Source organism: Pseudoalteromonas sp. APC 3250, from assembly GCF_030407915.1.
In the GTDB taxonomy this organism is placed as follows: domain Bacteria; phylum Pseudomonadota; class Gammaproteobacteria; order Enterobacterales; family Alteromonadaceae; genus Pseudoalteromonas; species Pseudoalteromonas tetraodonis.
Genome location: NZ_JASDCM010000006.1, coordinates 144,321 through 167,823, shown reverse-complemented (window position 1 = coordinate 167,823; position 23,503 = coordinate 144,321). Strand labels below are relative to the sequence as shown.

25 protein-coding genes are annotated in these 23,503 nt (G+C 39.4%); 11 read left to right on the top strand and 14 right to left on the bottom strand.

The window, feature by feature from the left end; all coding sequences use genetic code 11:
• Positions 1 to 185: 185 nt before the first annotated feature.
• Positions 186 to 665, bottom strand: coding sequence for an SsrA-binding protein SmpB (gene smpB / locus QL986_RS08740; protein WP_013465526.1), 480 nt, complete (start codon positions 663 to 665; stop codon positions 186 to 188).
• A gap of 148 nt (positions 666 to 813) precedes the next feature.
• On the opposite strand from smpB, the gene QL986_RS08735 reads away from it, so the two are divergent.
• Both QL986_RS08735 and QL986_RS08730 read left to right on the top strand, forming a co-directional pair.
• Entirely contained in the window at positions 814 to 1,254 is a 441-nt protein-coding gene (locus QL986_RS08735) for a type II toxin-antitoxin system RatA family toxin (protein ID WP_013465525.1), read from the top strand.
• Positions 1,251 to 1,574, top strand: a complete 324-nt coding sequence (locus QL986_RS08730) for an RnfH family protein (protein WP_013465524.1) — start codon at positions 1,251 to 1,253, stop codon at positions 1,572 to 1,574. Before QL986_RS08735 ends, QL986_RS08730 begins: the two co-directional genes overlap by 4 nt.
• A 50-nt stretch (positions 1,575 to 1,624) precedes the next feature.
• Here QL986_RS08730 and bamE read toward each other — a convergent pair whose 3' ends face one another.
• Entirely contained in the window at positions 1,625 to 1,984 is a 360-nt protein-coding gene (bamE, locus tag QL986_RS08725; RefSeq protein WP_013465523.1) for an outer membrane protein assembly factor BamE, read from the bottom strand.
• A 106-nt stretch (positions 1,985 to 2,090) separates the two neighbouring features.
• Here bamE and QL986_RS08720 point away from each other — a divergent pair, with 106 nt between their 5' ends.
• Positions 2,091 to 2,432 (top strand): GIY-YIG nuclease family protein, encoded by a 342-nt coding sequence (locus QL986_RS08720; protein ID WP_024602045.1) that lies wholly within the window; start codon positions 2,091 to 2,093, stop codon positions 2,430 to 2,432.
• Here the strand turns inward: QL986_RS08720 and QL986_RS08715 are convergent.
• The 4 genes from QL986_RS08715 to ilvC form a co-directional block, all read right to left on the bottom strand.
• The gene (locus QL986_RS08715) at positions 2,378 to 3,097 is read right to left on the bottom strand and encodes a M28 family peptidase (RefSeq protein ID WP_283241266.1); all 720 of its coding nucleotides are present in this window, start codon (positions 3,095 to 3,097) and stop codon (positions 2,378 to 2,380) included. The two genes, QL986_RS08720 and QL986_RS08715, sit on opposite strands and share 55 nt — an antisense overlap.
• A gap of 193 nt (positions 3,098 to 3,290) precedes the next feature.
• Positions 3,291 to 4,481: a tetratricopeptide repeat protein gene (locus QL986_RS08710; RefSeq protein WP_036953662.1), complete on the bottom strand. Its 1,191-nt coding sequence runs from the start codon at positions 4,479 to 4,481 to the stop codon at positions 3,291 to 3,293.
• A gap of 78 nt (positions 4,482 to 4,559) precedes the next feature.
• Positions 4,560 to 6,479: a methyl-accepting chemotaxis protein gene (locus tag QL986_RS08705; RefSeq protein WP_013465520.1), complete on the bottom strand. Its 1,920-nt coding sequence runs from the start codon at positions 6,477 to 6,479 to the stop codon at positions 4,560 to 4,562.
• A gap of 155 nt (positions 6,480 to 6,634) precedes the next feature.
• Complete coding sequence (gene ilvC / locus QL986_RS08700; protein WP_036953665.1) at positions 6,635 to 8,107, bottom strand: ketol-acid reductoisomerase; 1,473 nt, start codon at positions 8,105 to 8,107, stop codon at positions 6,635 to 6,637.
• Between the two features lie 137 nt (positions 8,108 to 8,244).
• Here ilvC and ilvY point away from each other — a divergent pair, with 137 nt between their 5' ends.
• The 6 genes from ilvY (at position 8,245) to QL986_RS08670 (ending at position 13,583) form a co-directional block, all read left to right on the top strand.
• A complete protein-coding gene (gene ilvY, locus QL986_RS08695) occupies positions 8,245 to 9,150 on the top strand; it encodes an HTH-type transcriptional activator IlvY (protein ID WP_024602050.1) in 906 nt (301 codons plus the stop codon).
• Positions 9,151 to 9,240: 90 nt separating this feature from the next.
• A complete protein-coding gene (locus QL986_RS08690) occupies positions 9,241 to 10,287 on the top strand; it encodes a GGDEF domain-containing protein (protein ID WP_013465517.1) in 1,047 nt (348 codons plus the stop codon).
• Positions 10,288 to 10,398: 111 nt separating this feature from the next.
• Positions 10,399 to 11,238, top strand: coding sequence for a MipA/OmpV family protein (locus QL986_RS08685; RefSeq protein WP_290191469.1), 840 nt, complete (start codon positions 10,399 to 10,401; stop codon positions 11,236 to 11,238).
• A gap of 13 nt (positions 11,239 to 11,251) precedes the next feature.
• On the top strand, positions 11,252 to 11,617 hold the full coding sequence (locus QL986_RS08680; RefSeq protein ID WP_028834008.1) for a DUF3019 domain-containing protein: 366 nt from the start codon (positions 11,252 to 11,254) through the stop codon (positions 11,615 to 11,617).
• Positions 11,618 to 11,631: 14 nt separating this feature from the next.
• Positions 11,632 to 12,324 carry a response regulator gene (locus tag QL986_RS08675; RefSeq protein WP_013465514.1) on the top strand — a complete coding sequence of 231 codons (693 nt, stop codon included), beginning with the start codon at positions 11,632 to 11,634 and terminating at the stop codon, positions 12,322 to 12,324.
• Between the two features lie 26 nt (positions 12,325 to 12,350).
• Complete coding sequence (locus QL986_RS08670; protein WP_036953671.1) at positions 12,351 to 13,583, top strand: ATP-binding protein; 1,233 nt, start codon at positions 12,351 to 12,353, stop codon at positions 13,581 to 13,583.
• A gap of 110 nt (positions 13,584 to 13,693) precedes the next feature.
• On the opposite strand, the gene QL986_RS08665 is transcribed toward QL986_RS08670, so the two are convergent.
• Both QL986_RS08665 and QL986_RS08660 read right to left on the bottom strand, forming a co-directional pair.
• Positions 13,694 to 13,915, bottom strand: coding sequence for a DUF3820 family protein (locus QL986_RS08665; RefSeq protein WP_010387988.1), 222 nt, complete (start codon positions 13,913 to 13,915; stop codon positions 13,694 to 13,696).
• A 288-nt stretch (positions 13,916 to 14,203) separates the two neighbouring features.
• The gene (locus QL986_RS08660; RefSeq protein ID WP_024602056.1) at positions 14,204 to 15,775 is read right to left on the bottom strand and encodes a cation:proton antiporter family protein; all 1,572 of its coding nucleotides are present in this window, start codon (positions 15,773 to 15,775) and stop codon (positions 14,204 to 14,206) included.
• Between the two features lie 309 nt (positions 15,776 to 16,084).
• Between QL986_RS08660 and QL986_RS08655 the strand changes: the two genes are divergently transcribed.
• The gene (locus QL986_RS08655) at positions 16,085 to 16,828 is read left to right on the top strand and encodes a sporulation protein (protein ID WP_013465509.1); all 744 of its coding nucleotides are present in this window, start codon (positions 16,085 to 16,087) and stop codon (positions 16,826 to 16,828) included.
• A gap of 52 nt (positions 16,829 to 16,880) precedes the next feature.
• Positions 16,881 to 17,324, top strand: coding sequence for a GNAT family N-acetyltransferase (locus QL986_RS08650; protein WP_036953674.1), 444 nt, complete (start codon positions 16,881 to 16,883; stop codon positions 17,322 to 17,324).
• 54 nt (positions 17,325 to 17,378) lie between these two features.
• On the opposite strand, the gene QL986_RS08645 is transcribed toward QL986_RS08650, so the two are convergent.
• From QL986_RS08645 to QL986_RS08620, 6 genes are all read right to left on the bottom strand, one after another.
• Entirely contained in the window at positions 17,379 to 18,734 is a 1,356-nt protein-coding gene (locus QL986_RS08645) for a sodium-dependent transporter (protein WP_036953677.1), read from the bottom strand.
• A gap of 204 nt (positions 18,735 to 18,938) precedes the next feature.
• On the bottom strand, positions 18,939 to 20,228 hold the full coding sequence (locus QL986_RS08640; RefSeq protein ID WP_036953680.1) for an ATP-binding protein: 1,290 nt from the start codon (positions 20,226 to 20,228) through the stop codon (positions 18,939 to 18,941).
• Positions 20,229 to 20,314: 86 nt separating this feature from the next.
• Complete coding sequence (locus tag QL986_RS08635) at positions 20,315 to 21,019, bottom strand: response regulator transcription factor (protein ID WP_036953683.1); 705 nt, start codon at positions 21,017 to 21,019, stop codon at positions 20,315 to 20,317.
• 57 nt (positions 21,020 to 21,076) lie between these two features.
• The gene (locus QL986_RS08630; protein WP_016899250.1) at positions 21,077 to 21,463 is read right to left on the bottom strand and encodes a DUF3019 domain-containing protein; all 387 of its coding nucleotides are present in this window, start codon (positions 21,461 to 21,463) and stop codon (positions 21,077 to 21,079) included.
• Positions 21,453 to 22,310, bottom strand: a complete 858-nt coding sequence (locus tag QL986_RS08625; protein WP_024602061.1) for a MipA/OmpV family protein — start codon at positions 22,308 to 22,310, stop codon at positions 21,453 to 21,455. Before QL986_RS08625 ends, QL986_RS08630 begins: the two co-directional genes overlap by 11 nt.
• 358 nt (positions 22,311 to 22,668) lie before the next feature.
• On the bottom strand, positions 22,669 to 23,478 hold the full coding sequence (locus QL986_RS08620) for a hypothetical protein (RefSeq protein ID WP_024602062.1): 810 nt from the start codon (positions 23,476 to 23,478) through the stop codon (positions 22,669 to 22,671).
• Positions 23,479 to 23,503: the final 25 nt, after the last annotated feature.

Below are 23,503 nucleotides of genomic sequence, written 5' to 3'. Positions count from 1 at the left end.
TATCTGCACTAATATGTACTGATTTTCTCAATAAAGGTAAACGATAGGATGCTCGCTATTTGGCGCTGTAACGTGATTTAGTTATTATTGATAAACAAAACGCCGAGCGACTTTAATTTGTAATAATTTGTATTTTCCTAAAAATTTATCAAAAAAAAGCCTAACATGATGTTAGGCTTTTTTATTTAAACTTTATGTTTCATTAAGCGTTCTTTTTCACGGGACCAATCTTTATTTTTACCGTCTTCACGTTTGTCATGCATTTTCTTACCTTTCGCTAAATGGAATTCAAGCTTTACCCAGCATTTTTTCCAATACATAGCTGTGGCAATTAATGAATAACCATCACGCTCGGTTGCACCAACCAAACGGTCAAGTTCACGTCTGCTTAGTAATAATTTACGATAACGCAGCGGGTCGCAAATAACATGGGTTGATGCACTATTTAAAGGCTGGATTGTGCTGCCTAATAAAAACGCTTCACCGTTTTTAAGATGAATATAAGTTTCAGAGATATTTACTTTACCTGCTCGGATACTTTTTACTTCCCAGCCTTGGAGTTCAATACCTGCTTCAAACTTGTCGTGTAAAAAATACTCGTGTCGCGCTTTTTTATTTAGCGCGATGGTATTACTTGTCGATTTTGATGAATTTTTCTTAGCCATAGTGCCCTATAATATACGTTATACGAGATGTTTTACATCGATTTTTTTAAATTATACATGCAAAAGCGAAGGATTCATTTAAGCGCGATGAAAGTTTGGGGAAACGCACAAAGCTTGCTAAAATTCCTGCACACAGTTGGGAGTGAGTATGCCACAAATAGAGAAAAGTGCGCTGGTTATGTACAGCACTAAAGAGATGTTTGATCTAGTCAATGATGTAGAAGCTTATTCGCAGTTTTTACCTAATTGTTCAGACTCAAAAATTATTAAGCAGCATGATAATAACATGACCGCCAGTTTAGAAATATCTAAAGCCGGTATAAAAAAATGGTTTACCACTGAAAATACGCTAATTGATGAGCAAACAGTGATGCTTCGCTTGGTCGATGGGCCTTTTAAAACCTTACAAGGTCGCTGGCATTTTCAGCAATTAGATGCGCATGCGTGCAAAGTGCATTTACAGCTAGACTTTGAATTTTCTAGTAAGTTAATAGAACTTGCGTTTGGTAAAATTTTTAATGATGTAGCTAAAAATATGGTGAGTGCCTTTACTCAACGAGCAAAAGCGGTATATGGAGAGCGTGCATGATCAATATTGAAATTGTGTTTGCGTTGCCAACGAAAGCAACCACGTTAAATATAGAAGTATTCCAAGGTACCACCGCAGAGCAAGCAGTGATCCAATCAGGTATTATTAAGAAGTGCCCTGAGATTGATGCAACCGCTTTAACTTTAGGTGTATGGAACAGAACGGTAAAGCTTAATCATGAGCTTAAAGACGGCGATAGAGTTGAAATTTACCGCCCATTAATTGCCGACCCTAAAGATGCCCGTAGAAAGCGCGCCGAAAAAGCCAAAGAAGAGGGCCGCGCAAATAAAGTAACCGGTGGCCGACCGTTAGATCGTTAGATACAAAAAAGGTGAGCCATGCTCACCTTTTTCAATTAAACCCAAATGGCTTATTGCTCTAAAGGGGTTGTAAAGTTTTCTGGTTGCTCATAGTCACCAGAGACCGTTACCAACTTTTCATTTTCAAAGTTTAATACTAATGATTTATATTGTTCATTAGCGCGCCCTTTATTAAAGCTGTAAACGTAACGCCAAGTATTTTTATCGAAGGCGTCTTCGGCAATCGGTCTGCCTAGTACATAAATTACTTGCTCGCGCGTCATATTAACGCGAAGCTTATCAACGTCTGATTGTTCTAAAAAGTTACCTTGAGGGATGTTGATTCTGTACACCCAGCTAGAACAACCTGCGGCTGAACTAAGCGTTAAAGCGACGATAAGCCAAAGAGAAAAAGTTTTTAACGACTGCATTGTTAGTTGTGATCCTTATTTTTTATAATCTGCATGATACCGATTAGTCACTCAAGGTAAAACCCTTTTGAGTAATTGTTTTTGTTTAGCGCGTTAAGGCGAGGTTTTGACCATTAATAATCAAAAAAGTTTAAACGATGAGTTGTGCAATAGTAAAAGTAAACCGGCTGTTTGGTCACTGTATATTGTGCAAACACGGCTTGGTCATTGGTATACCGGTATTACAGTTGATGTAGCGCGTCGTTTAGCAACGCACCAAGCGGGTAAAGGGGCAAAAAACCTCAAAGGGAAAGGACCGCTGGTGCTCATTCATCAGCAACAAGTTGGAACTAAAAGCGACGCAAGTAAATTAGAATATGCGATTAAAAAACTTCCACGGGCAAAAAAAGAGGCTTACGTTGCTGCTTTTAAAGGGGGACTGAATACCTCAGGGTTTGTCAAAAGCTGATTAATAAATGCCTCAATTAGCAATACTGCTTCTTGATAAAGAGCAGTATTAATATTTTCGAGCGTATCTTTTGCTGTGTGATGATAATTATCGGCGCCCATCGAAAAGTACACATACGGAATTTTCTGTTTAGCGAATGAATAATGGTCGCTGGCTCTGTGCCAGTCTATTTGTTTCGTGTTGGTGAGTCGACTCATTTTTCGTGATGAATAAACGGGCTTTAATTCGACACTCGTATTTTTTATTTGGCTAAATAGTGGAGTGAGTTGGTTTTTTAACGAACGACTTGTTAGCGCGTATAACCGCTTATGCGATTTTTTAATTGCCAACATATCTAAGTTAATATTTAAAGCAATAGGAGACTGGCGCATTGTTTTGGCAAAGTGCTCACTGCCGTGTAAACCGTTTTCTTCAGCGTCTGTTGCAACAAACATAAAACCATAGGATGATTGCATCTGTAAAGCGTTCGATAAGTATAGTAATGCGGCAACACCCGAGGCATTATCGTTAGCGCCAGGGTGTAATTTTCCGGCTTTTAGGCCTAAATGGTCGTAATGCGCTGTAATAACAATAACAGGCAAATTTTTTGCTGTTTTGGTCGCAACAATATTTACGCCTTGCGCCTTAGAAAACAGCCCTGATGGATAAGTAAAAGGTTGTTCTATAACCGTCAGTTGATGCTCTTTAAAGCGTGCTTTTAAATATTCTCTGGTGAGTAAAGCCGAGTGACTATTCGTTTTTCTGCCTGCTAATTTAGAGCTGGTTAGCGTTGTTAAATCAGTGAATAACTGCGGCTCAATCGGCTTTGAGAGTCCACTCCAACTTATAAAAAATACAATGCAGGTTAAGCTAAATAATTTAATAATGATTCGCCTTAACGATAAGTGATTTTAATGCGATGAGTTTATTATCATAGCGTTGTTTGTCATGTGTAAAGTCTGCTTTTTTTCTGGCTTTACGCAAATGAAATTCCGCCCTAGCTATATTATTTAACTCAAAGTAACTTCGCGCCAGTCCAAAGTGGCTTTCATGTAAGGTTGGTGACATAGCGTTCGCTTTTTTATAGTGGCTAATTGCGCCTTTAAAATTACCATTTACATACTCACTGTTACCAAGCGAGATATGATAGTAAGGATTTTCTTGGCGTTTTTTGTCAAGCTCAGCCAATAGCTTTTCGCCTTCGGCCACTCTATCTGTGAGTGTGTATAATAATGCTAAGTTACCTTGTGCAGTATTATTATCAGTATTTAAGGCAATAGCATAGCGATACATTTGCTCCGCTTGCTTTAAATCATCTAATTGTTTAAAGAGTACCCCTAAATTGCCCCAGCTAGCACTAAATGAAGCGTCCGTATTGATTGCTGCTTTGAAATAGCTAAACGCTAAATCATAGTGTTTATTTACCAGTGCCTCACCCCCTTTATTATTATAAAACATGGCGGTCACTCTTTTTTTTGAAAGCAATGAGGTTGCAAAACGGGCTTGTCGGCTATTGGGGTCAAAATCAATGATTAAACGCTTATTACGCTGATAAACAAGTGAGCTGTCTTTGAGTTTCGTTTTATTGTCTATGGCAAGGTTGATGTGCCCCGTGAGTAAATTAAATCCCTGATTTAGTGACCAATACTCCGGAATGTGTACTTTTTGAAAGCGAGCTTTAAGCCCTAAATGCTCAGCTAAACTATATGCTAAAATTGATAGTGACAAGCAATTGGCGTTTAAGTTTTGATAGCTCTGAGATGCGGTTTGTGTCGCGGTGGATTGATAAGATAAAGCGCTATCGCCATTTGTGAGTAAAAAACTAAGTAGGCTATACGCTATTTCATCAACTGATTTACTCGATTGCACGTAAGCATTTAATTGCTGTTTGAGGCTATCGTCGAGTTGAAATATTTGTTGCTCAGACTCTACAAGTTGCTGTTGTAATTGCATGGGAGGAGTAATAGTGGGGATTGGCACGCTTATATTGGCGTTATCTGTGGTGCTACAAGCACACAGAGCCAGCAGGCACACAATCAGTAAATAATGTTTACCTTGGAGAGCATTCATACACACCTCTGTACAAAAAACACACTTAAGTATAGTGGTTATTTTGTACAGAGGTTATTTTTTAATGTAACACTCTATTTAACGTTGCTGATTAAACGTAGCAACGAGTGCATCAAGTGTTTGTGCGCTGGTGGCTAAATCACGAATTGCTTGTTCTGTATTGATTTGTTCACTCATTGATTTATCACTGATCTCACTTATTTGCTCAATACTACGACCTACATCATTCACAACGCTACTTTGCTGTTCGGTGGCGGTGGCAATTAAGGTCGCCATATCGTTAATTTCATTGGCTGTTTCAGTAATGGTATTAAGTAACTCAACCGAGTTTTGCATTGCGCTTACGCTTTGTTGTGCTTTATCTTTTGATTGACCGATATCGCTGACAACGTCATCTGAAATATGAGTGAGCTCTTCAATCATTGATTGAATTTCAGTGGTCGATTGTGAGGTACGATTCGCCAGCGCTCTTACTTCATCAGCAACTACAGCAAAGCCTCGTCCATGTTCACCAGCACGAGCAGACTCAATGGCTGCATTAAGAGCCAGTAAGTTAGTTTGTTCAGATATACCTCTAATTGAATCCACAATACTAGCGATATCAATAGTCTTTTTAGAAAGCAAAGCAACTTGCTCGGTTATGCCGTCAATGTCGCTGGCAAGGGCTGAGATTGTCGTTTGGCTTTGTAAAACTTGTTGATGGCTTTGCTTGGTGTTATCGCGGCTATCGTTGGTTAACTTAGCTGCATTGGCAGCACTTTGCGCTATTTCTTGCACTGTAGCGCCCATTTCATTAATGGCTGCTGCAACTGAAATAGTTTGCTCTTTTTGCTTATCAAGCGCTAAAGAGTTTTGCTTGGCTTGCGAAAATACATGATCTGAGCTGTGGCGAATACCGTGGCTCTCATTAGCTACTTGCACAATAGCGGTTTCTATTTTTTCAATAAATTGATTAAAGCCGGTGGTTAAATTATTTAGCTCAGGTTGGGGAGAAGTTGGTAAGCGATAGGCTAAATTTGCATCGCCACGCCCTAAACGCGAAAATAACTCAGCCATTGTTGATAACGGTGAAGCTAAAGAGCGAGCTAATAAGTAACTGATCACGCTTGCGATTAGCGCAGTGATGATAGTGAAAGTGAATATTTGCCACTCTAGGGTATTTACACTAGAAAAGACTTCGCTTTTTGGGACTTGAGCTAATACAAATAAGTCAGTGTTTTTAATCGGTGTGGCTGCAATGAGTGTGGCTTGCCCGTTGATATTTACTTCCTCTAAAGCGAAGCCGTTTTTATTAAGTAATTTGTTATGAATATTAGCGCTGTAAATACTATCTATATTAACCTTAGCGACTTTGTCTGCATCTTTATGTAACTGAATTAATCCGTTTTTATCGGCAATAAACACAAACCCTGATTGCTCAATTTTAAATTGTTGTAGCAGCTTTTGCATATCTGTAATGCTTTTTGCTAAGCCTGCCAAGCCTAAACCATTAGGTTGTTGGTGGTTAACAAACATTTTTACATCGTTTTCTGACTCTTGATAAATACTAATTGAGTAAGGTTGCTTTGATTGTGTAAAAGCAAAAAACCATCCATCTGCGGCATCATTTTTTAAAACACGTAAAAAGCCATCTTGATTCCAATATTGTGCAGTGTTTTTATTCGCCCACGAAGCCGTGGCAAGATCGTATTGGTCAACCAAACGATTGAGCTCTTTAAGTAATAGCGTGTCGTTGTTGTTGCCAGCATTTGCCCAATCTAAAATAAAGGTATTTGCCGAAAGCTGCTGTGCTGCACCAAGAAGTTCATTGATCTCGCCACCAATATGATTACTGATTGTTTGCAATTTACTTGGCAGTTCAGATTCGATCATGCGTTGCTCAATAATATTCTTTGAGTTATGCAAAGACGTCAAACCAATTAATACAGCAACACAAATAGCAATAATGCTTCCAAGGGCTGTTATTTTTTGAGTAATAGAGAGATTTTGTATCGTCATGATAGTGCTTATATTTACAACTGAGGCAATGAGGGGAATTATTTTAGCACATTATTTATTTTCAGCTATTGATGATTAATTTGCACTTAAAAAAGCCCACAGCAAAATGCAAGTGGGCTTGGTTTCTAACAAGTGAAAGTTCTAGGGTTATAGAATTAAACTATTTTTTTCATTGCGGACATGTAGCCGCGTAATTTTGCGCCTACTTTCTCAACAGGGTGCTCACGTAGAGCCGTATTTATTTGAATTAAAGTTTGGTTATCAACTTGATTACTTTGCTCCTTTAAGCCTTTACCAATAACATCAGTATCAATACCTTGCATAAATTCTTGTAGAAGCGGCAAACAGGCATGGTTATATAAATAGCAGCCGTACTCAGCGGTATCTGAAATAGTGCGGTTCATTTCAAATAACTTTTTGCGTGCAATAGTATTGGCTATCAGCGGCGTTTCATGCAGTGACTCATAATAGGCAGATTCTGCAATAATACCGGCCGCTGTCATGGTTTCAAATGCCAGTTCTACACCCGCTTTTACCATTGCCACCATTAAAATACCGTGGTCAAAAAATTCTTGCTCAGCAATTTCTACATCGCCTGCAGGGGTTTTTTCAAAATGAGTTTCTGCAGTTTCAGCACGCCATTTTAGTAAGTTAGCGTCATCATTTGCCCAGTCTTCCATCATTACACGTGAAAATGTGCCATCGATAATGTCATCTTGGTGTTTGTTATAAAGAGGACGCATAATCACTTTAAGCTCTTCACTTAGCTCAAACGCTTTAACCTTTGCAGGGTTTGATAAGCGGTCAAGCATGTTTGTCACACCGCCATATTTAAGTGCTTCTGTGATCACTTCCCAGCCATATTGAATAAGCTTTGAGGCGTAACCGGCATCAATTCCTTTTTCAATCATTTTGTCAAAACATAAAATAGAGCCAGTTTGTAGCATGCCACATAAAATGGTTTGCTCGCCCATCAGATCAGATTTCACTTCAGCGATAAATGATGATTTAAGTACCCCCGCGCGATGACCACCTGTACCTGCTGCATAGGCTTTTGCTTGTGCCAAGCCATGGCCCTGAGGATCATTCTCTGGGTGAACCGCAATTAATGTAGGTACACCAAAGCCGCGTTTATACTCTTCACGTACTTCTGACCCCGGGCATTTTGGTGCAACCATAATAACGGTAATGTCTTCACGAACTTGCATGCCTTCTTCAACAATATTAAAGCCATGTGAATAGGCAAGGGTTGAGCCGTGTTTCATTAATGGCATGATGGCATTAACAACTGCAGTATGTTGTTTATCAGGTGTTAAGTTAAGTACTACATCGGCTGTTGGGATTAACTCTTCATATGTACCCACTTTAAAACCATTGTCAGATGCATTTAAGAATGACTGACGACGCTCAGAAATGGCTGAATCACGTAGTGTATAGGCTACATCTAAACCAGAATCACGTAAGTTTAAGCCTTGATTTAGGCCCTGTGCGCCACAGCCTACAATTACCAATTTTTTACCTTTAAGTGCAGCAACACCGTCGTTAAATTCGTCTGCGCCCATAAATTCACATTGTGCCAATTGCGCTAATTGTTCGCGTAAAGGTAAGCTATTAAAATAATTTGCCATGATAAGTTTCCTATTAATTCAGTTTGTTAGATGCATTGCTTTTGCTTTGCTTGGAATAACAATATGGAAAATCTTTTCTTGCGTAAAATGATATATTTGAATTAAAGTGTTTCATAATATGAAATACTGGTGTTGTTATGGATCATAAGCATTTAAATTACTTTTTGGCGTTGGCAAAAACGCTTCATTTCTCTCGTGCCAGTGAGTTATGCCACATAAGTGCGCCCACTTTAAGTCGTAATATTAAGCAGTTAGAAGATGAAGTAGGGGTGATGTTATTCCAGCGTGATAATCGCAGTGTAAAGCTTACCCGCGAAGGCGTTGCATTTAAGGAGTATGCCAGTGCAACACTTAGTCATTGGCAGCGGTTTAAAGCTAATTTAAACGAACCGCAACAACATATTTATGGCAATGTGAGCCTTTATTGCTCCGTTACCGCGTCTTACAGTTTTTTGCATCATATTTTAGAGCAACTGAGAGCTCAGCATCAGCATATTGAAATTACCTTAAATACGGGCGATCCCGCCTTGGCTATTAACCGAGTGTTAGATGGACATGAATCTATGGCCATTGCAGCCAGACCCAGTAAATTACCTGCACAAATTGCATTTGTAGATATTGGCTACTCGCCATTGGTATTAATTGCACCCACTATTCAATGTCCGATCACAGAAAAATTAGCCACTAGTAGCGAAACTATTGATTGGTCTGAGCTTGAATTTATTGTTGCTGAACAAGGATTTTCAAGACAAAGGTTGGAGCAGTGGTGGCGAAAAAATAATGTACAAGGAAAAATTTACGCGCAAGTGGCAGGGCATGAAGCTATGGTATCTATGGTGAGTTTAGGGTTAGGCGTGGCCATGATCCCAAAAATTGTACTCGATAATAGTCCGCTTAACGATAAGGTTCAGGTTTTAGAGTATAAAGGCGAGCCACCACAAGGGTTTAAAATTGGTTTGGCTGTATTACATAAAGAACTAAACGACCCTGCTATTAGTGCGCTTTGGAATATTGCACAAAATATGGGGGAAAACATAATATAGGCTTGTTGGATGATAAAAAACTGTTAATATAAACCGCTAATATTTATGTGTTTATTAACATCTTTGTTGTGATGTCTAAGAGTTTTAATTATGGATAATACGGTTTCACTTGCTCATTCTGCCCAGTGTTTAAAAAAAGCCATTCCGTTGATGGTTAAATACAAAATGCCTGTAACGCCAATAAATTATGCTATTTGGTACTGTTATGTACAGGGCGACAACCCACAACTAAACACAGAGCTTGATAAAGTCATCTCTTTGCACAATACGTGTTCAGCTCAAACCGCCCAAGAAATTTTTAATAAGCATATTAATGACGAAGAGCTTGCATTTTTTCAACAAATGTCTGAAAGGTTTCATGGCACCGTAGAGCAAATGCAGTTTGATCTTAGTGACTCCATTCAATATTCGAAAAGCTTTACTACCTCGTTAGTTGATTCACAAAATGAATTAAAAACGCTCTCTAGTATTAACTCATTTAATGAGATCCTTTCTTGCGTTGAGCGCCTAACTGACGAATCAATTGCGATGCAAGATTACGCCCGTGGATTCCAAACCAAATTAGCGCAAGCGTACAACGAAATTAAAGATTTAAAAGAAGCGCTTAGCGTGACCCAAGAAGCGGTTGATAAAGATTCCTTAACCGGATTATTTAATCGCGGTAAGTTTGATACAGACATTGTTGAGTTTTGTTTGAACGCCTCTTCACAAAATGAACACGGTAAATTAGCGGTGTTGATTATGTTCGATATTGATCATTTTAAACGTTTTAATGACGATTTTGGCCATCAAAAAGGCGATGAGGTACTCAAGCTAGTCGCTCAAAAAGTGCAAAATAGTGTACAAGAGCAATACAGAGCTTATCGTTTTGGTGGTGAAGAATTTTGTATTACGGGTTACTTTGAAAGCATTAATGATGCGATGGCATTTTGTAATCAGCTTCGTTTGAGCATTGCCAAATTGACGATTCGTAAAAAAGAAGACAGTAATAATAAACGTAATATTTCAGCCAGTTTCGGCATTGCTTTAATGGAACCCTTTAGTAAAAGCTGTTTATTAGTTGAAAAGGCAGACAGAGCACTTTATTTAGCTAAAACCCATGGTCGTAATCGGGTCGAAATAGCGGCCGATATGTAAACGTGTTCTGTTTGTATCAAATTTGTTAATGATTGTAACCCTCTAGAGCTTGTGTTCATACTACTTGCTACTATAGGGTCAAAGCCACTTTATAAACTAGCGATTAACTTCATGCGGTTCAATCTGAGAATAAACACATGCCTTTTATTAGTGCTATTAAGCACTAATGCGATTGCTCAGAAGCAGCAACATATATCCACTGATGAGCTTAACCTTAGTGTGAGTGTTGGTGTTGGGGTGATCACAAATCCTCTGTATGGTGCAGATAACATCCCCTTAGTTGTTATTCCGCAAGTGGCCTATTATGGTCAAAATTGGTTTTTTGATAATGGCCGCCTTGGTTATTCTTTTTTACAAAGCAAACAACATAACGTTAGTTTTGTGTCAGAAATTAACCCTGAGTCACGTTTTTTTATTGATTGGCATCCACAAAATATTTTCCCCTTTAAAACAACGTCTGAAAACGAGATATTAGAATCGCTACACACTGACTCACCTCGTCAAGTAAATATAAATAATATACAAAAAAGACGAGTCGCACTTGATGCTGGTATAAGCTATTTTTTTGTAAAGCAGCAGCAAGTATTTTCTGCGCAATTATTGCATGATGTAAACAGCGTTTATAATGGCTACAGGGGATCGTTTCAATGGCAATATCACCATGAGTTTAAGCAATTAACGTTAAAGTCGACGTTAGGCGTTAATTACAAATCAGCCCAACTAAATAACTATTTTTATGGTTTAAATAGCGCTGAATCTATTTACGGTGAAATAGAAGTTGGTAGTAGTTGGCAACCTTATGCTAAAATCGACGCCCGTTGGCCTGTAGATGGAGTCAACGCGCTTCGTTTTCATTTAGCCTATTATGATTATTCAGCAATGGATAGCAGCCCGCTTTTTGAACATGACTATTCAATGACCGCCTTTATAGGATTCGAACATACATTTTAATATGAAGTGTTTTATGTTGGTTGTGCTTGCAGCTTCATTTTTTAGCAACGCTAGCGTTGCAAAAGCCTCTTCACTTAACGTATCACCCAAAGTCTGTGTGGTTTCCGAACAACAAGAATTTTGTGATCTTGAGTTAAAATTTAAGTGGCAACTGTCAGCCGCTAGCGATGTATGTTTATACCAACAAGATACACAATTACAATGCTGGCAAGGTGTCAAAAAAGGCCAACTTAGTTATAAAGCGCGTGTTCAGGTGGAGACCATATACTCCCTGATTAATCCCCATACAGGTGTATCGTTAGCGAGTGTGCAAATAGAAGTGCAAACCGCATACGCTAAGAAAAAACATCGGCTACGCTCACCTTGGAGCTTTTTTTAATTTAGGAGCAGTAAATGCCAAAGATATTACTTGTTGAAGATGATTTAGGGTTGCAACAATTAACCAAAGACTATCTTGAGCATAATGGCTTAGAAGTTGACGTTTTAGAACGCGGTGACGAAGTGTTTCCTTATCTTAGTGAAAACCACGTCGACTTGATCATTTTAGATGTAATGTTGCCAGGAAAAGATGGCTTTAGCGTGTGTCGACAAGTACGCGATAAATACACTCTCCCTATTTTAATGCTAACAGCAAAGGGTGAAGACTTCGATCAAGTTATAGGCTTAGAACTCGGGGCTGATGACTACGTTATAAAACCGGCAGAGCCGCGTGTACTTCTTGCTCGAATTAGTGCATTGCTTCGCCGTGGACAGCCAAGTGTTAAAGCGATTGAAGAACTTCAATTTGGTGATTTATCAATAGATAAAACCAGCCGCATTGTAAAGCTAAGCGGTGTTGAAATTGTCCTGACTTCTCATGAATTTGAATTGTTGTGGTTATTGGCTTCAAATGCTGGTGAAGTGCTCAGTCGAGAGCATGTCCATCAACATATGATAGGGCGTGAGTACGACGGTCTAGACCGCACGGTGGATGTTCGTGTATCACGAATTCGTAAAAAGCTCGGTGATAACAGTGATAAACCATACCGTATTAAAACGGTGTGGGGGCAAGGCTATTTATTTGTATCAGATGCGTGGGATATGTAATAAATGCAAGGTATTAGGCTAGGTTAATGGGAAAGCTATTTATAAGCCTTTACGTGTATATTATTGTCTCTTTGTTTATTGTTAGTGGCGTTATAGAGCAGTTTTGGCCCTATGATGAATCTCAGCAAAGTGTATTGTTAGATGACGAATTTGGGCAGTCTTTATGGCTGCTTTCACAAACCCCAGATGGGCTTGAGCAGCTTAAACATAATTTTGATAGCCAAGTCATTGCCCAGCAAGATCTAGTGCTCCCACCTGAACAGCAAGCACAACTATTTCAAAACCATTACCTTTATTTATATGATAAACAGCAGCGTATCGTTTGGTATGTAACGCTAAATAATTCACAATTGCTACAAGTAGGCCCTGTGGGTGTTAAACACAGCAGCTCAGGGACTGTGTTACCGTATTTACTGGTGTTGTTTATTATAAGTTTACCAATAGGTTTGTGGAGCTTTTTGTTGTGGCGAGACTTTGCAAAGCTGAGTCATGCATGCGAGGCAGTGGGTGGCTCGCAAGACTTTCAATTAAGCGATAGCTCAAAGTCATTCTTCTTACCCATCACCGATACATTGCAAGTAATGCAGCAACGTATTGAGTTTTTACTGAGTGCTCAGCAAGAGCTCACCTCTTCTGTATCTCATGAATTTAGAACGCCATTAGCGCGGTTGAAGTTTGCTATTGCAATACTTGAGGATAAAACTCACGATACCAAAGCACAGCAGTATTTATCTGACATGCAAATGGATATTCATGAACTGGAGTCCTTGGTATCTGAAATGTTGGAATACGCCCGTTTAGATACACAGCAACCCAGTCTACAATTAGCCCCTTGCGATATCGTTGCATTAATTAAAACTAATATTGAAAAAGTAAACTTTGATACCCGTATTAAACTAACAACAACGCTCCCCACTCAATTTATTTACTTATGCGATAGTCATTTTATGTCGCGGGTGCTGCAAAACTTAATCAGTAATGCACTTAAACATGCCTCGAAAAGTGTACATATTAGTTTAAGTACTGCCGATGAAAAGTTACTGCTAGTGGTTGAAGATGATGGCCCCGGCATTGCCTTCTCTGAGCGCGAAAAAGTATTTAAGCCGTTTACACGCTTAGATAAAAGTCGTGATAAAAAAACCGGTGGGTTTGGGTTAGGGCTGGCGATAGTGAGTAAAATTGTGTCATGGCATAAAGGGCAGTGCACGATTGAAGACTCTACACTGGGTGGGGTTAAGTTTATTATTAGCTTAGACTAGTAAATTCCACACAATAAAAAAGCGCCGTAAAGGCGCTTTTTTGCGGTTTAAAACCAAAAAATCAACAAGTAGCAAATAGATAGACAGGCCACTTATAGAAAAGTTCTATTTTATTTACTATTTTTTTCTAGTAATGGCATCAACATTTGCTCTAAACCATTAAGCTTCACTTCGTACATCATTGCAAGTTGAGAGCCGAGCTTGCTATCAGGAAAGCCTTGCTGTTTAAACCACACTAAATAAGGCTCAGGCAGCAAAAGTAAGGGGCGTCCCGCATATTTACCAAACGGCATAATGGTATTAATGGCGACTTTAAGTTGTTGAGGATCCATTATTGACATCTTTTATGAGTAGAGGTGTTAAGTGTAAGGGATAATAAAGAAATAAAATAGGCTGTAACGGGCAAGTAACAGCCTATTGATAGAGGGAGTAGGCCCTCTAATTTGAGAATCTTATTGGTTAATTAAAAGCAAGGGGTCCAGTTGTGTATATTTTTATTTAAATACACACTTAGGTATTAGCTTTACTAAACCAACACAGACATTTTACCTTATTTTTAAACCAATAAAATACGCAGATGTAAAGGAATGTAAATGCAATCTATTTGCATCTAAACCCTATTAAGGAAACAGGGTTTGCTTTACATGCTCTGCAAAACCGCTACCTGCTTCTAAGTAAAAGTTGTAAGTAGAGTCTATTCCCATTTCTTCTAATTCTTTTTGCTGATCGGGGTAGTTGGCAATCGCCGTTACTTGTCCTTTATAACCCGATGCTTGTAATTGCTCTAAGGCAAAAATATTTTGCATGTGCTTAGGCATAGCTAGCATTACCATTTCAACGTGGGAGTGGTTAACACGTTGCCAAAAATCAGGATCGGTGGCATCGGCAATTAATACTCGGCGACCTCGCTTTACATGCTTATCAACTACCTCAGGCTTAATATCAATACCTGCAACAACATCCGGATGAGTTGCGTTTATTGTTTCATAGGCACCTGTGCCAATTCTACCCATGCCAAAAATAACAATTTTTGTGTCATTTAAGTTTACTGGGAGCTCTTCAGCTAAGCGGGTTTTGCTTTCAAACTTTAATAAAAAGCGTTCAATTTTAACGTATAGCTCGTTAGAGCGTTTATTTAAAGGAGAGGCAATTACAAAGGTGATCGACACCGCAATCGCAATAACAGCAAGCCACTCAGAGGTAACCATGCCGGTAGATGCGGCAACTGCACACACAATCAAACCAAATTCGCTAAAGTTAGCTAGGCTAAATGCTGTTAACAAAGAGGTACGCGCACGAAGTTTAAATAGGTTGGTTAGTATGTAATAGAGCAGGGTTTTAATTGGAATAATTAATACCAGCACTAAAGCGACGACTAAGGAGTGGGCAGTAAGCTCTGCACTTAAACCAATGCTTAGGAAAAAGCCAACTAGCAATATATCTTTTAGGCTAAGCAATGACTTAGACAATTCACCGGCTTTTTTGTGTGGTGCGAACATCATACCTACAATCAAAGCACCTAAATCACCTTTGAGACCTGCAAATTCAAAGGCGTTATAACCTGCTACTAAGGCAAAGAAAAACCCAAATAGCGGCAGTAACTCACCATGTTTAGAGCGGTTTAACACCCAGTACATAACAGGGCGAAATAAAGGTAAGGCAATAATTAACCCTAAGGCCCAAATATTCGGCAACTTACCGGTACTGACCGCTAAAAATATAACCGCAAATATATCCTGCATAACTAAAATGCCAATGGCTATTTTACCGTGCAGGCTTGCCATTTCACCGCGCTCTTCAAGGACTTTTACCGCAAATACGGTGCTTGAAAAGCTCAGAGCAAAACCAACTAACAGCGCACTTTGCCAGCTTAAATCGACGAATAATGGCAGTGCAAAAACACCCAGTAGTAGCATAAAGCCACTAAATAAAGCGCTGCTTAGAATAATATGTAAGGTGGCCGGAGCCCAGACTTGAGGTTTTATTAAATTTGAAATTTTAAGCTTGAGGCCAATACTAAAAAGTAGCAGTGTAACCCCTAAAGATGCAATTGTTTCCAGCAATTCCGTGCTTTTATAACCCGCTAAATTAAGAATAAATCCAGCCATAAGAAAGCCGATAAGTGGCGGCAATTTTAGCTGGTATATACCAAAACCGCAGACGAAGGCGGTAGCAAAATAAATTAGTTCCATAGTTATTAATACCACTTTTTTAGGCACTGTAGTGTAGCGAAAAACAATGCTTATTGACAATTAATCTACTTATTTAACGCAGTTAGTTACGTGATAGTGAGTATTTATCAAATGATTGCTACTGTCAGTTTATGCAGAGGTAAAGTAGCTTCAATGTATAAAAAATGCACATATATGGCTAGTTTTATGGTAAACAGCATGTAAATAGCAGTTTTTCGCTGACAAGAGCTTTTAAATGTGGTTAAGATGCCATAACGAAGGAGTTTAAGCGTAAGCAAACATTAGAGTTGCTTAGCTTAAGGAGAAAATATGTTTAAAAAGATTTTAGCATCGGTAGGCATTGGTGCCGCCAAAGTAGATACTATTTTAGAGACCGAGCATCTTCAGCCGGGGCAATTATTTAACGCGCAAATTGTAATTACTGCAGGTGATGTGAGCCAAGAAATTACCGGTTTAGACTTAATGTTAGTTACCCGTGTCAAAGTGGCGAGTGAAGACGGTGATTATTTCACTAATCATGTGATTGACCAGTGGCGCATTACCGATATTGGTATTATTGAGCCCGGTGAAGTAAGAACTATTCCGTTTGAAGCTCGTTTACACTCAGAAACGCCTATAACTGAAATTAATGCAGGTTATAATCAATCTTATGTATGGTTAGAAACAGGCCTTGATATTGACCTTGCGCTTGATCCAACAGATAAAGACCATTTACACATTTATCCTAATGAAGCGGTTAAAACATGCATGCAAGCGATGGAAAAGCTTGGTTTTAGTTTAGTTAAAGCCGATGTAGAACAAGGCCATTTACGTGCCCCTACTTTTCAATCTGTATCGGGATGTTATCAAGAGCTTGAGTATCAGCCTAATAGTCGCAGTTTGTTTGGCATAAAAGAAATTGAGTTGTCATTTATTCCTGAAGCGCATAAAACCCATGTATTGATTGAATTAGACAGAGCGTTTAGAAGTGATGGCTATGTTGATTTAACCATAGAGCATGACCATGTTAATTTATCGCAGTTATGTGATCAGTTAGAGCGATTATTCGCTTAATCGCTTTAGGGGCTTACTTTAGGTAAGCCCCTGCAATAAAAAAGGTGTTTAAATGGCGTTTAAATGTGAGCCATTCTCTGCGCTCGACTCCCAAACCCTGTTTTCAATCATGCGTGTACGTGTCGACGTATTCGTTGTAGAACAAGCATGTCCTTACCCCGAACTTGATGATCACGATATCGCAGACTCTACACGTCATGTCTATTTACTTGATGGGCTATCGGTGCATGCCTATGCCCGTTGTTATGAAAAAGATGCTCAGTACAGTGCGATAGGGCGTGTATTGGTTGCTCAATCACAGCGAAGTTCTGGATTAGGCAAACAGTTAGTCAATGAAGCAATAGCTTGCTGTAAGGCGCAATGGCCGACTCGCGATATTTATATTGGCGCACAAACCTACCTACTGAATTTTTATCGCTCATTCGGTTTTGAATGTGTTGGTGATGAATATATAGAAGATGGCATACCCCATCAGGATATGATTTTAAAGCAGTAGTATTGCTCCACTAAAAAGGCCCACTGATGTGGGCCTTTTTTATGCATCTTTTAACTAGCTTAGTAGGGAATGTAAGAATACTAAGCTAATGGCAATAGGGCATACAAACTTAGTATACCAAGGCCATATCTTCCAAAATAACGTATTATGCACCTCAGGGTTACCTTGTTGAATCGCTTTTAGTAGTGACGATCTGTACCAGATCCAACCTACAAATATACAGCACATAAGCCCTAATAAAGGTTGTGCAACTTTGGTTGTTAGGGTGATCACTAAGCCAAATAAAGTGCCTAGGTTACACACTATGGTAATGCTCACAATGGCAATTAATGCGCCTATTAACCACGTTGCTTGAACACGTTTCATCGCAAAGCGCTCTACCGTGTACGACACTGGCGCTTCTAACATGGAAATAGATGAAGTTAGTGCGGCAATACTCATCAATGCAAAAAAAGCAAAGCCAACAAATAAACCTACACCACCCATGCCATCAAATAAGGCAGGCAATACCTGAAATACGAGAGTATCTTCAGAGAGAAGTTTACCTGTAGTTGAAGAGAATATTTCAACACCTTGCGCTTGTGCCACGTACATAGCAGGGATGATCAATAAACCCGCTACAAACGCTATAAACACATCAATTAAGGTTACATACGCGCCAAGGGACACAAGGTTTTCTTTTTTACTGATATATGAGCCATATATAATCATCACACTGGTGCCCAGTGACAGTGAAAAGAAAGCTTGGCCTAAGGCACTCACTAACAATGTAGGGTCAAAAATAGAAGAAAAGTCAGGGACTAAGTAAGCTTTTAACCCCTCAATAGCGCCTTCTTGAGTCATCACGTAGGCAATTAAGGCAAACAAAATACCGAGCAGAGCGGGCATTAAGCGTTTAGACCATTTTTCAATGCCGTTTTCTACACCGCGGCTGATAATAGCAACAGTTAAAATAATAAATAAAACAGTGAAAAGAATATTACGAGTAAGCGACTGCTCACTTAACCATAAAGAGGCGGCATCAGCGCCTACTAATGTGGTTACCGGTTCTAAAGTGGCACTTAACATCCAACCGGCAACAATGGCATAAAAACTTAAAATAAATCCAGCACATAAAATACCACCAAAACCGACAGCAAAGGCAAATTGCTTTTGCCATGGTCGCGTGGTTAATTTAGTTAATGAAGAAACCGCGTTAGCTTGCCCATGGCGACCTATCATCAGTTCTGCCATTAAAGCGGGGTAGGCTAAAAAGAAAGCCAGTACTAAATACGCGACTAAAAATGCAGCGCCCCCATTACTTGCTGTTTGAGTCGGAAAACCCCAAATATTACCCAAGCCAACAGCTGATCCTGCCGCAGCCATTATAAAACCAAAGCGGGAGCTAAACTCACCTCTTACTGCACTCATATTATTCTGCTTCTCTATTTTTTCGACGCCGTGACAATCTACTGGAATTATAATTAAATAAAAAGTGCTTATTTGTCTCTGTTGCACAATTATTGCGTTTTATTTAGCTGTATAAATAACACGTGCGTATTTTGATTATAAATAGCACAATTTTTTTAATTATATTTCGTTAATCAGCTGTATTGAGCATCTTTGCATTGTTGATTAATGTTCAAACTGAGCGATGGTTAATGTGAAACAGGCGCCTGAGAGTCGTTCACTTTTACTCACTTTTATGGTGCCATGATGCCAATCGGCAACTTTGGCGACGATTGCTAACCCCAAGCCATAACTATTATCACTGCGATTACGGTGGCTGCGTTCACGAAAAAATGGGCTAAATACTTTATGATTATTTTCTTGAGCAATGCCTGGTCCGTCGTCGGCGATGTTCACCACCAGAAAACGTTCTTGTACTGAAGCGGTTACTTGAATGCTGTGATTTGCAAAGTCGCAGGCATTATTAATTAAGTTGGTGATTGCTCTTGCCAGCCAATGTAAGTCAGCATAAACGGTATGATCATCACATTCTAAAGAGATATTAAGCGAGCGAGAGGTTATTCTAGGCTCAAGTTGCAATACAATATCACTTAGGTATTGTTTAAGGTTTGCTGATGAGTAAGTAAGCTTATTCGCATTTTGCTCTAAAGTAGCAAACGTTAAATAGCTTTTTAGCATTGACTCCATATGGTCTAAGTCGGTTTCCATGCGAGTTAAATAATGCTTTATTTTACTCTCGTCATGACTATCAAGAGCGGCGTCGACACCAAAGCGTAAGCAAGCAATTGGAGTTCTAATATCATGCGATAAGCTGGAGGCCATTAGCTTGTTTTCAGCAACTAGCTTTTCAATTTGACTCGCCATACGGTTAAAGGTCAGTTCCACATCTTTTATATAGGTAAATCGAGAGGGGGTAATACGCGCTTTAACATTACCAGATGCAAATTGCTTTGCTGCTTCGTTTAACACCGTAAGGCGCTTTGCTAAAGGGGTAATAATAAAACCCATAAAAACACATAAGCCAGTGTAAAATAATAGCGTTAAAATAATATCGTTTCGTTGTGTGGCCTCATAGGGTTTATCTAAACGCATGGTTAAATGATAAGGACTTAACTCATCATTTGTGTAGAGCATATAAAAGCCTTGCTCGTCTTCGAGTATTAATCCGCCTTGGGTTTGCATTTTATCTAATAGCGCTAAGGGCAGTGCCAGAGACTGATTTAATTTGTAGTTAAGTATAAGGTCAAAGTCAGCGGCGAGCTTTGTTACTTGTTGCGGGCGAGCATCGGGTTTAAGCGCTGTGAGCTGTTTACTTAACCCGACAATAATCTGGCTTTGAACGCTAAACTCATCCAAAGGCGCATGCGCTTGTTGGCTAAATGCATCAATAAGCCAACCTAAAACAATAATTGAAAGCAGCGCACTGCCTAGTAGTGAAATATAAAACTTTTTCATTGATGCTATTCCATAATAGGCTGGGAGTATTGAAGTGACTTTTATTACTATCGCGCTAATTATTTTAAGCACTCAGGCATTAAAACTTACCACGCTGTAGTCACAAACAAATAACCACGTCCCCAAATGGTTTTAATTTTTTCTGGTTTTTGTGGGTCATCATTAAACTTTTTACGCAAGGCAGAAATAAGCACATCAACGCTTCTATCTAAGCCATCATATTCCCTGCCTTTGGTTGCTTTAAACACCGCATCGCGGGAAACAACTTGTCCAGCATTACTGGCTAAGTAATGCAGTAATAAATACTCTGCGCTTGAAATGTTCACATCCTGTTGGTTAAGGGTAACGTTGCGTGACTCGGTATTAATACTTAATTGACCGATATTGATCATATTTGCTTGATCATCGGTTTTAGGCGTGTCGCTACTGTAGCGCAAGGCAGATTTAATGCGTGCAAGCAATGCGCGAGGGCGTACTGGTTTTATTATATAATCTGTGGCACCGACTTCTAGCCCAATGACTTCATCCATTTCTTCATCGCGGGCAGTAAGCATTATAATTGGGGCATGATAAAAGCTACGTAGCTCACGACATACACTAATACCATCAAGCCCTGGCAGCATGATGTCGAGTAAAATAAGTTGTGGGTTTAAACGTTTTACTTGGCTTATTACCTCATCACCTCGATAACATACATGTACAACATAGCCTTGCTCTGTTAAATACTCAGTGACCCACTGTGCAAGAGAAATATCATCTTCAACCAGTAAAATAGTACCGTAATTATCCATAAGCTTTCTTCGCATACCTAAATGATGTTTAGCTATCATAATGTTTATAGTGTGTGACTAAAATAACCGCCAACGCCGCTTTTTTTGCCTATTTTGATACACCCATTGTAATTTTACTTCTGTGACGGCAATGACTTGTGATGTATTACTGTCAAATAGTTCAAACGAAATACTTTGCGTTGAGTCAAAGGCATAATTAAACGAACCTTGTCGCTGTTTAAGCCAGCACTGCATAATGTACTTTGAGGTGGCATCGCGTAGACAATAATTTCCCACTTCTACTTGCTGCCATGACAAAACAACATCGGCGTAACAGTGACGTCCTTCACGTAAGGCCACACAGGTATCAGGTACTGCACTCAATTGAGCGGGTATTTGCACTGGGGCTGCCAGCAAAGAGCCTGAATAACTAAACAATAAACAGTAAAAAAATCTAAAGTACATAACGCACGCCTACCTTGGCTTTGTGTTGATATCCTTGGGAAATAATTGGGCTGTCATCAATTTCTTTTGAAAACCACGTCGTTAACCAGCCTGCTAAAAAGACCCAATCTTGATTAATGGGATATTCAGCATGAAATTCAAACATAATACTGGTACTGGCATTGGTTTGATAAATAGGGCGAGTTGCGTTTGCTTCATCGCTATCAATACCAAAATAATAGTTTGTAAAATCTGCAGAGTAGGCACTTAGGCCAATACCAGAGCGAAACTCCCAATTACGCCAAGGCTGAATATGACTAAAAAATACGTTTGCCACCCAGCCATTATGAGCACCAGATATATCATGTAAGTATTCAAGGGAAATTTGTGAGTTTTCAAATCGACGTGTTAATCGAAGGCCAGTATCAAAATCATAGTTACGTTTTTTGATACCGCGCAGTGGCTCAATAATGCCATCGTTATAAATACCTAAGCCTTGTTCGTCAAACCCGGCTTGCGAATTAGTACCTAATAAATCAAGGCCCCAATCGTATTTGTTAATTAAGCTATAGCCTAAAACAAGTCCACCGCTGAGTTGATTATGATCAAAATCAAGGTAAAAATTATCGTAAGAAACCGCAAGGCTTAAATCTAACTCGGCGCCAACATCATAAGAATTCATGCCCACCAAATAAGAATCTTCTATGTAATAACCTGCTCCCGCACTCCAGTCCCAGGCAAACCCTGTAGTGGGTTCCAATGTGTTATCGGCATAGTAACGATTGCTTGCTGTGCTCTGGCCACTAAAAATGAGCGCAAACAATAAGGCTGCACAACGGAAAAAATGTCTTTGTGGGAAATGCTTCATCCTTGGAACCTAAATTAGAGTTTGCTAAAGAGGCTAGGGTCTGTTGACCTTTGCGGATTAAAATTTGTTCAAACTAGGGGCGGTTTAATCGCGGCGCGAGGTTTGTAACCTAGTGGGCTAAGTCAAAACCGAGCAACAAAGAGTAAATCGCCCCTAGGCAGAACCCTTCGGGCAGCGCCTGTTTGGCATTGATGCTGCGTTATCGGCTATTTATGGGGAATAACCACACCACATAGGCGCTGCCTTGCCTAAATACCAAACAGACTGCTGCAAATTTAACCTTGAAAGGTCAACAGACCCTAGTATATTGTCAAACTCTTGGCTAAATCTGTAAAAAAATGTAGCGGTCGTCCTGCAACTACTGAACCTTAATTTTATCGATAAGTATACTGCTTAAGTAAAATTGCATCATGGGAGTTAATGCGCTGATCTCAGTACGTGTACATGGCCCATTTAATTTAGTTAAACGACTCAGTTTAGTAATGGTTTTATAAGCAGGGGCCGTTACTTCATTTTTAAGTTCAGCACGCTTAAGCCGAGCCTGTTCGGTATTATGTTTATGAATAAACGCAACAACTTCTAACTCGTTAGTGATCTTTTTTTCTTCAGTAAAGCTATAGGTTAGGGGCTCACGGTGAAAGCTTGCACTATCTATTGATGATTTGGCAAACCACACTACATCTCCCGATGCTTTGTGTGTAAGGCGCATACTAACTTGTGCCAGTATATTTGCGCATTGTTGAGAAGGGAATTGCTGTGCTACTTTTGAAAACAATGAATAAGGTTTTTCTGGCTGCGCTAGGATGTACTTAGCATCATCTATAAACTCAAGGTCAACTTGATGAATAGCTAACGTGTAATCACTGTTATCGGTTGTGGTAACTTTTAGTTGTTTATCGTTAAGTGCTTGGCTAATTTGAGATACTAATGTGTCGGTGACACTTGCACGGTCTACTATCACTCTGACAGTCTGATTTTTTTTAATGTTATGTGCAGGTAATTGCACCGATTTTACTTTCGGTGAAGCATGCTCGGTTTCATATTTAAGTTGGTAAGTTTGACTCTTAAGCAAAGGTTTTGCAGGCATTGCTAAAGGTTCTGCAGGCTGCTTAACTACGGCACAACCTGAAGCTAATACAATAAAAAGTGATACAACTAAAAAACGCATAAATATTTTACATCCACTCAAAAGC

What these genes read in the sequence shown, in the direction of transcription:
- smpB (WP_013465526.1), bottom strand. Translation starts at nt 665, where the DNA reads ATGGCTAAGAAAAATTCATCAAAATCGACAAGTAATACCATCGCGCTA.
- QL986_RS08735 (WP_013465525.1), top strand. Translation starts at nt 814, where the DNA reads ATGCCACAAATAGAGAAAAGTGCGCTGGTTATGTACAGCACTAAAGAG.
- QL986_RS08730 (WP_013465524.1), top strand. Translation starts at nt 1,251, where the DNA reads ATGATCAATATTGAAATTGTGTTTGCGTTGCCAACGAAAGCAACCACG.
- bamE (WP_013465523.1), bottom strand. Translation starts at nt 1,984, where the DNA reads ATGCAGTCGTTAAAAACTTTTTCTCTTTGGCTTATCGTCGCTTTAACG.
- QL986_RS08710 (WP_036953662.1), bottom strand. Translation starts at nt 4,481, where the DNA reads ATGAATGCTCTCCAAGGTAAACATTATTTACTGATTGTGTGCCTGCTG.
- QL986_RS08705 (WP_013465520.1), bottom strand. Translation starts at nt 6,479, where the DNA reads ATGACGATACAAAATCTCTCTATTACTCAAAAAATAACAGCCCTTGGA.
- ilvC (WP_036953665.1), bottom strand. Translation starts at nt 8,107, where the DNA reads ATGGCAAATTATTTTAATAGCTTACCTTTACGCGAACAATTAGCGCAA.
- ilvY (WP_024602050.1), top strand. Translation starts at nt 8,245, where the DNA reads ATGGATCATAAGCATTTAAATTACTTTTTGGCGTTGGCAAAAACGCTT.
- QL986_RS08690 (WP_013465517.1), top strand. Translation starts at nt 9,241, where the DNA reads ATGGATAATACGGTTTCACTTGCTCATTCTGCCCAGTGTTTAAAAAAA.
- QL986_RS08685 (WP_290191469.1), top strand. Translation starts at nt 10,399, where the DNA reads ATGCGGTTCAATCTGAGAATAAACACATGCCTTTTATTAGTGCTATTA.
- QL986_RS08680 (WP_028834008.1), top strand. Translation starts at nt 11,252, where the DNA reads ATGTTGGTTGTGCTTGCAGCTTCATTTTTTAGCAACGCTAGCGTTGCA.
- QL986_RS08675 (WP_013465514.1), top strand. Translation starts at nt 11,632, where the DNA reads ATGCCAAAGATATTACTTGTTGAAGATGATTTAGGGTTGCAACAATTA.
- QL986_RS08670 (WP_036953671.1), top strand. Translation starts at nt 12,351, where the DNA reads ATGGGAAAGCTATTTATAAGCCTTTACGTGTATATTATTGTCTCTTTG.
- QL986_RS08665 (WP_010387988.1), bottom strand. Translation starts at nt 13,915, where the DNA reads ATGGATCCTCAACAACTTAAAGTCGCCATTAATACCATTATGCCGTTT.
- QL986_RS08660 (WP_024602056.1), bottom strand. Translation starts at nt 15,775, where the DNA reads ATGGAACTAATTTATTTTGCTACCGCCTTCGTCTGCGGTTTTGGTATA.
- QL986_RS08655 (WP_013465509.1), top strand. Translation starts at nt 16,085, where the DNA reads ATGTTTAAAAAGATTTTAGCATCGGTAGGCATTGGTGCCGCCAAAGTA.
- QL986_RS08650 (WP_036953674.1), top strand. Translation starts at nt 16,881, where the DNA reads ATGGCGTTTAAATGTGAGCCATTCTCTGCGCTCGACTCCCAAACCCTG.
- QL986_RS08645 (WP_036953677.1), bottom strand. Translation starts at nt 18,734, where the DNA reads ATGAGTGCAGTAAGAGGTGAGTTTAGCTCCCGCTTTGGTTTTATAATG.
- QL986_RS08640 (WP_036953680.1), bottom strand. Translation starts at nt 20,228, where the DNA reads ATGAAAAAGTTTTATATTTCACTACTAGGCAGTGCGCTGCTTTCAATT.
- QL986_RS08635 (WP_036953683.1), bottom strand. Translation starts at nt 21,019, where the DNA reads ATGGATAATTACGGTACTATTTTACTGGTTGAAGATGATATTTCTCTT.
- QL986_RS08630 (WP_016899250.1), bottom strand. Translation starts at nt 21,463, where the DNA reads ATGTACTTTAGATTTTTTTACTGTTTATTGTTTAGTTATTCAGGCTCT.
- QL986_RS08625 (WP_024602061.1), bottom strand. Translation starts at nt 22,310, where the DNA reads ATGAAGCATTTCCCACAAAGACATTTTTTCCGTTGTGCAGCCTTATTG.
- QL986_RS08620 (WP_024602062.1), bottom strand. Translation starts at nt 23,478, where the DNA reads ATGCGTTTTTTAGTTGTATCACTTTTTATTGTATTAGCTTCAGGTTGT.